The sequence below is a fragment of the Pseudorhodobacter sp. genome, from assembly GCF_030452865.1.
In the GTDB taxonomy this organism is placed as follows: domain Bacteria; phylum Pseudomonadota; class Alphaproteobacteria; order Rhodobacterales; family Rhodobacteraceae; genus Pseudorhodobacter.
On record NZ_JAKDLJ010000167.1, the window covers coordinates 1 to 7,386 of the forward strand.

At 62.0% G+C, this 7,386-nt stretch carries 6 protein-coding genes and 1 pseudogene; 4 read left to right on the forward strand and 3 right to left on the reverse strand.

The features are described from left to right. Positions 1-389, reverse strand: a pseudogene (locus tag L0H65_RS10905) (N-acetylmuramic acid 6-phosphate etherase); the annotation flags it as partial. Positions 390-555: 166 nt separating this feature from the next. On the opposite strand from L0H65_RS10905, the gene L0H65_RS10910 reads away from it, so the two are divergent. The 4 genes from L0H65_RS10910 to nagA are packed head-to-tail and all read left to right on the forward strand — an operon-like array spanning position 556 to position 4,349. Then, positions 556-1,434, forward strand: a complete 879-nt coding sequence (locus L0H65_RS10910) for a BadF/BadG/BcrA/BcrD ATPase family protein (RefSeq protein WP_301458967.1) — start codon at positions 556-558, stop codon at positions 1,432-1,434. Further along, positions 1,431-2,189 carry a GntR family transcriptional regulator gene (locus L0H65_RS10915; RefSeq protein ID WP_301458970.1) on the forward strand — a complete coding sequence of 253 codons (759 nt, stop codon included), beginning with the start codon at positions 1,431-1,433 and terminating at the stop codon, positions 2,187-2,189. Before L0H65_RS10910 ends, L0H65_RS10915 begins: the two co-directional genes overlap by 4 nt. Before the next feature lie 4 nt (positions 2,190-2,193). Continuing rightward, positions 2,194-3,225, forward strand: a complete 1,032-nt coding sequence (locus L0H65_RS10920; RefSeq protein ID WP_301458972.1) for an SIS domain-containing protein — start codon at positions 2,194-2,196, stop codon at positions 3,223-3,225. Then, positions 3,222-4,349 carry an N-acetylglucosamine-6-phosphate deacetylase gene (nagA, locus tag L0H65_RS10925; protein WP_301458973.1) on the forward strand — a complete coding sequence of 376 codons (1,128 nt, stop codon included), beginning with the start codon at positions 3,222-3,224 and terminating at the stop codon, positions 4,347-4,349. Before L0H65_RS10920 ends, nagA begins: the two co-directional genes overlap by 4 nt. A 215-nt stretch (positions 4,350-4,564) precedes the next feature. On the opposite strand, the gene murJ is transcribed toward nagA, so the two are convergent. Together murJ and L0H65_RS10935 are read right to left on the reverse strand one after the other, a co-directional pair. After that, the gene (murJ, locus tag L0H65_RS10930) at positions 4,565-6,112 is read right to left on the reverse strand and encodes a murein biosynthesis integral membrane protein MurJ (RefSeq protein ID WP_301458974.1); all 1,548 of its coding nucleotides are present in this window, start codon (positions 6,110-6,112) and stop codon (positions 4,565-4,567) included. After that, the coding region (locus L0H65_RS10935) for an HD domain-containing protein (RefSeq protein ID WP_301458975.1) at positions 6,109-7,386 on the reverse strand (1,278 nt) is incomplete at its 5' end. The genes L0H65_RS10935 and murJ, both read right to left, overlap by 4 nt.

Below are 7,386 nucleotides of genomic sequence, written 5' to 3' on the forward strand. Positions count from 1 at the left end.
GCTGACAGCACGATCAAGGCGTCGCCCGCGTTGATCCGGTCGGCCACAGCCTCGGCGCTGCCAGTTTCATCTTCGGTGTCGCCGGGCATCCTTGCATCAACCGGAATACCGCCTGCCATCGCGATGCGGATCTGATCCGGCGAAATACCGAAAGTGCCTGGCAGTTCCGCTGCATCGGCAAGCGCCATCAACCCAGAACTTCCCGCCGCCGCGTAGATCACGGTTTTCCCGGCGCGAAGCGTTACCGCAACCGCCTTTGCCGCCAGTTCGATCATGGGGAGCGCGGTTGAAACACTTTGCGCTGCGGCAATCTGTGATGCCAGCATCAGTTCCAGTGCGACAGCGGCGGGCAGCCGGTCGATATGTCTGCTCTGCCCGCTTGCGGTCATGTGATTCCCCCTGCTGCTTTTATTAATACCTATTCGATACCTCTTGTCTACAATTTCTTTCTTCACCGCGGGGTGTCGTAAACATTGCCAAATTGAAGGAGAAATCATCACAGATGATCTTTATTCTGAAATAAAGGTAGTATATAGGTATTACATGGGAATTGAGATGCTGCCCTTCTTGATTGGCTGTGACGGTGGCGGAACGGGCTGCCGCGTCGCGATTGCCGATGTCAGCGGCAAGCTGCTGGCCGAAGGTGTCGGCGGTCCGGCCAATGCCACCTCTGATTTCGATCTGGCAATCCGCAATGTGCGCGCGGCGCTGGATGTCGCGGCGGGCAAGCTGGATCTGACGGGACCGGATTTGGCTGGTGCGTGGGTTCACGTCGGGCTTGCCGGGGTTCTCGCCTCCGATTCTGCAGCGCGGGTGGCGGCGGCGTTGCCTTTCACCAATATTACGGTGTCGGAGGATCGGCTGATCGCGCTTGAAGGCGCGCTGGGCGCGGATGACGGTGTGCTGATCGCCATTGGGACCGGCACGATCATCGCAGGGCGCAGGGAAGCGATCTTGTCCCATATTGGTGGCTGGGGGCTTCAGGTGTCGGATCAAGCCTCCGGCGCGTGGTTGGGTCGCGCGGTGCTGGAGCGGGTTCTGCTCTGCCATGACGGGTTGGTGCCGCCCTGCGATCTGACCCGCAGCATTTTTGCGGGGTTCAACAATGACCCCGCGCAGATCGTCGGCTTTGCCGCCACTGCGCGCCCTGCGGATTACGCAGGCTTCGCACCTGCCGTTGTCGCGGCGGCAAAGGCGGCGGATGCGGGCGGGGTTGCATTGATGCAGCGCGGTGCGGATTACCTGACCTCTGCGCTGGGCGTTCTCGGCTTGCGGCCGGGGGACCGGCTGTGTCTGACCGGGGGGATCGGCCCACATTATGCGGGTTTTCTGTCTGATCAGGCCCGCGCCGCGCTGCACCCGCCGCGGGGTTCGGCCCTGCAAGGCGCGTTGCAACTGGCCAAAGCGGCTTACGCGCGGGGGCAAGGCGGATGACAATTGCGGCATTCCTTGCCCCCGAAAGCTGGTTGGCACAAGGGGCTGGCCCGCGCTATGTGCAGCTTCACAAGCGCATCAGTGCCGCTGTCGCAGAAGGTATCCTGCCCCCCGGCGCCCCTCTGCCACCGGAGCGCGAGATTGCCGCGATCACCGATCTAAGCCGCGTCACCGTGCGCAAGGCAATCAGCCTTTTGGCGGACGAAGGGTTGATCGTGCAGAAACAAGGCTCCGGCTCCTTTGTCTCCAATCTGGCACCGCAGATCGAGCAATCGCTGTCGCGGCTGACCTCCTTCACCGAAGACATGGCCCGACGCGGCAAGGTTGCAACCGCGCGCTGGCTGGAACGTGGGCTGTTCATGCCATCGGCGGAGGAAATGGAGGTTCTGGGCCTGCATCCCGACGATTCCGTGTCCCGCATCGCCCGCCTTCGCAGCGCCGATGGTCAGCCCTTGGCGATTGAACGCGCGTCATTGCCGGTGGACATCCTGCCCAATCCGCTGATTGTTGAGGTCTCGCTTTATGAATTGCTGGACGCCCGCGGCCTGCGCCCGGTGCGGGCCACGCAAAAGATTTCCGCGATCAATCTGGGGGCAGAAGATGCTGGCCTGCTGGCCGTGGCCATCGGTGCGGCGGGTTTGCGGATTGAGCGGATCTCCTACCTGACGGATGGTCGCGTCGCGGAATTCACCCGTTCCCTCTATCGCGGGGATGCCTATAACTTCGTCGCAGAATTGCGCCTTGCCAAGGATTGAAATGATGACCCAGAGTGACACGAAGATGCGACAGGAAATCCTGGAAATCCCGGCAGCCGTGGACCGTTTGCTGACCCATGGTGCGGGTGACATGCAGCATACCGCGCGCGCGCTGCGCGATCGCAATCCCGGTTTCATGCTGACAGTCGCGCGCGGCTCGTCGGATCATGCCGCGACTTATTTCAAGTATTGCAGCGAGTTGCTGCTGGGTATCCCCGTGGCCTCCATCGGGCCGTCGGTGGCCTCGGTCTATCATCGCAACATCCGGCTCGGCGGTTCGGTGTGTCTGTCGGTGTCCCAATCCGGCAAAAGCCCGGACATTGTGGAAATGGCGCGCTCGGCCCGTTCCTCTGGCGCGTTGACGCTGGCGTTGACCAATAACGCTGACAGCGATCTGGCGCGGGTCAGCGATCATGTTCTGGGGTTGCATGCCGGGCCGGAGTTGTCAGTGGCGGCGACGAAAACCTTTGTGACATCGGTGGTTTCCGCAATCTGGCTGCTCGCGGAGGTGAAGGGTGATGAGGCATTGCTGACAGCGATCCGCGACCTGCCGGCGGTGCTGGAACGCGCCGCCCATGCCGATTGGGATATGCCGGGCATTGTGCTGGCGGATCGCCATTCGCTCTATTGCCTCGGGCGCGGTCCTGCCTATGCCATTTCCAACGAGGCGGCGCTGAAATTCAAGGAAACCTGCCAGTTGCACGCCGAAAGCTACTCCTCGGCGGAGGTGTTGCATGGCCCGGTCTCCATCGTTGACGGCGGTTTTCCGGTGATTGCGTTTGCGGCGGCGGATGAGGCGGAAGCACCGCTTGTCACCGTTGCCGATGAAATGGCGGCCAAAGGCGCGCGGGTGTTTGTGACCTCCGACACCGCCAAAACCGCGCAAGTCCTGCCGACGATTCGCAGCGGTCATGCCCTGACTGACCCGATCGCGCTGATCGTGTCCTTCTATGCCATGGTCGAAAAAGTAGCTTTGGCGCGCGGCATCAACCCGGACGCGCCGCGCCATCTGAAAAAAGTGACCGAAACGATATGAGCATGAAAGCCTTTGTCGGGGCCGATATCTTTGACGGCCAAACCTTGCATCACGGCATGGCATTGCTGCTGGAGAATGGGGTCTTTCGGGGCATCGCGGCGGTGGACTCGACTGATCCCGCTGCCCGCGTGATGTTGGATGGCGGCACCATTTCGCCGGGATTTGTCGACTTGCAGGTCAATGGCGGCGGTGGGGTGATGTTCAACGATCATCAGACGGTGGCGGCGCTGGAAACCATCGCCCGCGCCCATGCCAGCACCGGAACAGCGGCGATCCTGCCAACATTGATCACCGACACGCCGGCACATACCACCGCCGCGATTGAGGCGGTGGAGGCGGCGATTGCGCAAAAGGTGCCGGGGATCATCGGGTTGCACCTCGAGGGCCCGCATCTGTCGCAGGCTCGCAAAGGCGCGCATGACCCGGCGCTGATCCGCCCGATGGGGGCAGATGATCTGGCGCAGCTTTGTGCGGCGGCGCGACGTTTGCCAAACCTGATGATGACTTTGGCGCCCGAGAGCGTGACACCGGCGCAGATTGCCGCTTTGACCAAAGCGGGCGTCATTGTCTCGCTCGGCCATAGCGATTGCAGCTATGCCGACGCCAGTGCGGGGTTTGCGGCGGGCGCGCGCGTCGCAACACATCTGTTCAACGCGATGAGCCCGCTTGGTAGCCGCGAGCCGGGGCTTGTCGGCGCCGTGCTTGATACTGGCCCGGTAAGCGTGGGGTTGATTGCCGATGGTATCCACGTCCATCCCGCCAGTATCCGCTCCGCCCTTGCCGCCAAGCGCGGTCCGGGGCGCCTGTTTCTGGTGACGGATGCGATGTCGACGGTTGGTTCCTCGATCACCGAATTTACGCTGAACGGTCGCCGGGTGCTGCGGCGTGACGGTCGGCTGACGCTGGAAAATGGCAGCCTTGCCGGGGCGGATCTGGATATGCCAAAGGCGTTGTCGGTGATGGTCAATGATGTTGGCATAGGGCTGGCGGAGGCGCTGGCGATGGCGACAACCTATCCGGCGGCGGTCCTGACCGATGCTTGTGGTTTTGGACAGTTTGCACCGGGCCTCCCGGCCCATGCGGTGTGGTTAAAGAACGATTTCTCGGTCGACATTTTGCGTTGACCCTTCGGGTCACAATTTTCTACGAAGACTCTGCGGTGTTGGGTGGGCTCCTGAAGCTCAATGTTGAGTGGTTTGGTTATGTTTTGAGGTATTTGGACCAAGATGAAATCGGGCGGTGTCGCCGCGAAACAGCCCGTAAGGGCGCCTTTCGCGGCCCGGCCCAACACTGAGGCGACGCGGCAGCGTCAACGAAGGGCGGGAGTGATCCCGCGTGGTCAGTCACCTTTGCGACCGAGCGCGCGCCTGAATTCCGACAGGCTGAACGCGCCGATCACCCCGCCGAAGCCGAAATAGCTGACGATCCCGGACAGGATCAACAACAGCAGCGCGCCATAGCGCCAACCCGCTTCATGCAGCGCCGGTTGCAGCAACGCGGCCATGCCCCAGAGCGTCGCCCCCATCAACACGGAAGCTGCAAAGATGCGCGGGGCGCGTTGGCGCAGGCGGCTATCACAACGCGCGGCTTGACCCATTGCCCGCGCGCCGTACCAAAGCTGCGCGACCATGACCCAGGCGGAAACGCTGGTGGCCCAAGCTGCCGCGGAGAAGCCGATCAGCGGCAGCAACCCCACCGCGAGCGCGAGGTTGACCACCATCGAAAGCACCGCGAAGTGGAACGGGCGGCGGGTGTCTTCGCGGGCGTAATACAACGGTTGCAGAACTTTCTGCATCACGAAAGCGGGCAGGCCCAAGCCGTAGATTGCCAGTGCCAGCGCGGTTGGTGCGGTGTCAGAGGCAGCAAACGCCCCCCGTTCGAACAGCACCGAAATCAGCGGTCTGGCGATCACCACCAGCGCGACCGCCGAAGGCAGCGTCAGTGCCAACGCAAATTCCGTGCCTCGGTTGAAGCTGTCCTGCCCGCCGCTTTCATCGCCCGCGCGCAGACGGCGCGACAGATCGGGCAGCAAAACGGTGCCAATCGCAATGCCGACGACGCCCAGCGGCAGTTGATAAAGCCGGTCGGCATAGGTCAACCATGCCACCGCCCCTTCGGTAAAGCTCGCGACCTGTCGCCCGACCAGAAGGTTCACCTGCACCACCCCTCCCGCCAGCACCGCAGGGGCCGCGATCATCGCCAGTCGTTTCAGTTCCGGCGTGATGCGGGGCCAGCGCGGCGTCAGGGTAAAGCCGGCCTGCCGCGCCCACCACCAGGCAAAGGCAAATTGCGCGACCCCGGTGATCGGCACCGTCCAGGCCAGCGTCAACCCCATATCCCATCCCGCCTGTGCGGCCATCAGCATCGCCGCGATGAAGATCAGGTTCAGCAGGACGGGAACAAAGGAGGCTTCGGTAAAACGCCCCAAAGTTGTCAACACCCCTGACAAAAGTGCGACGAGTGAGATGAACAGGATGTAGGAAAACGAAATCCGGCCGAAGGTCACCGCAAGGTCAAACCGCGCGTCGCCGACAAAGCCGGATGCCATCGCCCAGACCAGCCAGGGCATCGCGATGGTGCCAATGATCGTAAAGAGGATCAGCACCGCGCCCAAGGCGGAAAACGCATCACGGGCAAAGCCTTGCGCATCCTCCCCCGCCTCCAGTTTTTTGGCGAACAGCGGCACGAAGGCCATGTTGAACGCACCCTCGGCGAAAAAGCGGCGAAACATATTCGGCAGGGAAAAGGCAATCAGGAACGCCTCTGCCACCGGCCCGGTGCCAAGATAGGCTGCCATCATCACATCGCGCACGAAGCCGACGCCGCGGCTGGCAAGCGTCCAGCCCCCTACGGTCAGAAAACCGCTGACCAGCCGTATCGGTTTCATGCTTTGGCCCTTTCGGCGCCATCCGTGATGGCCTGGCGCAACTTGCGTTCCAGCGCCTCTTGCTTGGTTTTGGTGTGCAGTTTCAAGCCGAACATGTCCTTGACGTAGAAACTGTCGACGACCTGCGCGCCAAAAGTCGCAATCACCGCGCTGGCAATGTAGATATTGTTCGCCGCCAACGTGCGCGTCAGGTCATACAGAAGGCCGGGGCGGTCGCGGGTGTCGACCTCAATGATCGTATAGATTTCAGAACCTTCGTTGTCGAAGGTGATATGCGTCGGAAAGCGGAATTCGCGTTCGCGTTTCTTCACCTTGTCGCGGTCTTTCAAGGCGTCGCGCGCGATGACCTCGCCTTTCAGCGTCTTGTCGATCATGGACCGCAGACGCGGCAGGCGAGAGGATTCGTAAGGATGCCCTTCGCTGTCCTGCACCCAGAAAACCGCCGTGGCAAAGCCGTCCTTGGAGGTATAGGTCCGCGCATCGACGACATTGGCACCGACCAGCGCCAGCGCCCCCGCAAGGCGGGAAAAGATACCGGGATGATCGGCGAGAACGAAGGCGGCGCGGGTCGCATCGCGGTCAGCGTCGGGATGCAGGTCAATGCGAATCTCACTGTCTGAAATCCCTTGCAGCAGCCGCGCAAAGACTTTTTGCGTGTCGGTCGGCAGTCCTTGCCAATAGGCGGGGTAATGGCGTGCAAGCTCTGCCCGCACCGCTTTCGCATCCCACTCTGGCAGCGCCTCCCGCAGAAGTTTCTTCGCGGCATCGGCGCGGTTTTCGCGGTTCAGAGTCTCCAACCCACCTTCAAGCGCGGTCTTGGTGTCGCGGTACAACTGCCGCAGCAGCATCGCTTTCCAGTTGTTCCATGTCCCCGGCCCGACGCCGCGAATATCACAGGTGGTCAGTACGCACAGCAGATCCAGTCGCTTGCGGGTTTTCACCAGCTTGGCAAAATCGCGCACGGTGCGCGGGTCGGAAAGATCGCGCTTTTGTGCCACATCCGACATCAGCAGGTGATAGCGCACCAGCCATTCCACGGTTTCACATTCTTCCGCATTGAGGCCAAGGCGCGGCGCAACCTTGCGGGCAATCTGCGCGCCCAGAATCGCGTGATCTTCGGGGCGGCCTTTGCCGATGTCATGCAGCAACAGCGCAACATAAATCACCCTGCGATTGACCCCGGCCTTGAGGATTTCCGAAGTGATCGGCAACTCCTCCAGCAACTCCCCCCGCTCGATCTGCGCAAGGTTGGAGATGCATTGGATCGTATGCTC

Bases quoted from the DNA above. Each gene is read 5' to 3' on its own strand.
- L0H65_RS10910 (WP_301458967.1), top strand. From the start codon at position 556: ATGCTGCCCTTCTTGATTGGCTGTGACGGTGGCGGAACGGGCTGCCGC.
- L0H65_RS10915 (WP_301458970.1), top strand. From the start codon at position 1,431: ATGACAATTGCGGCATTCCTTGCCCCCGAAAGCTGGTTGGCACAAGGG.
- L0H65_RS10920 (WP_301458972.1), top strand. From the start codon at position 2,194: ATGACCCAGAGTGACACGAAGATGCGACAGGAAATCCTGGAAATCCCG.
- murJ (WP_301458974.1), bottom strand. From the start codon at position 6,112: ATGAAACCGATACGGCTGGTCAGCGGTTTTCTGACCGTAGGGGGCTGG.
- nagA (WP_301458973.1), top strand. From the start codon at position 3,222: ATGAGCATGAAAGCCTTTGTCGGGGCCGATATCTTTGACGGCCAAACC.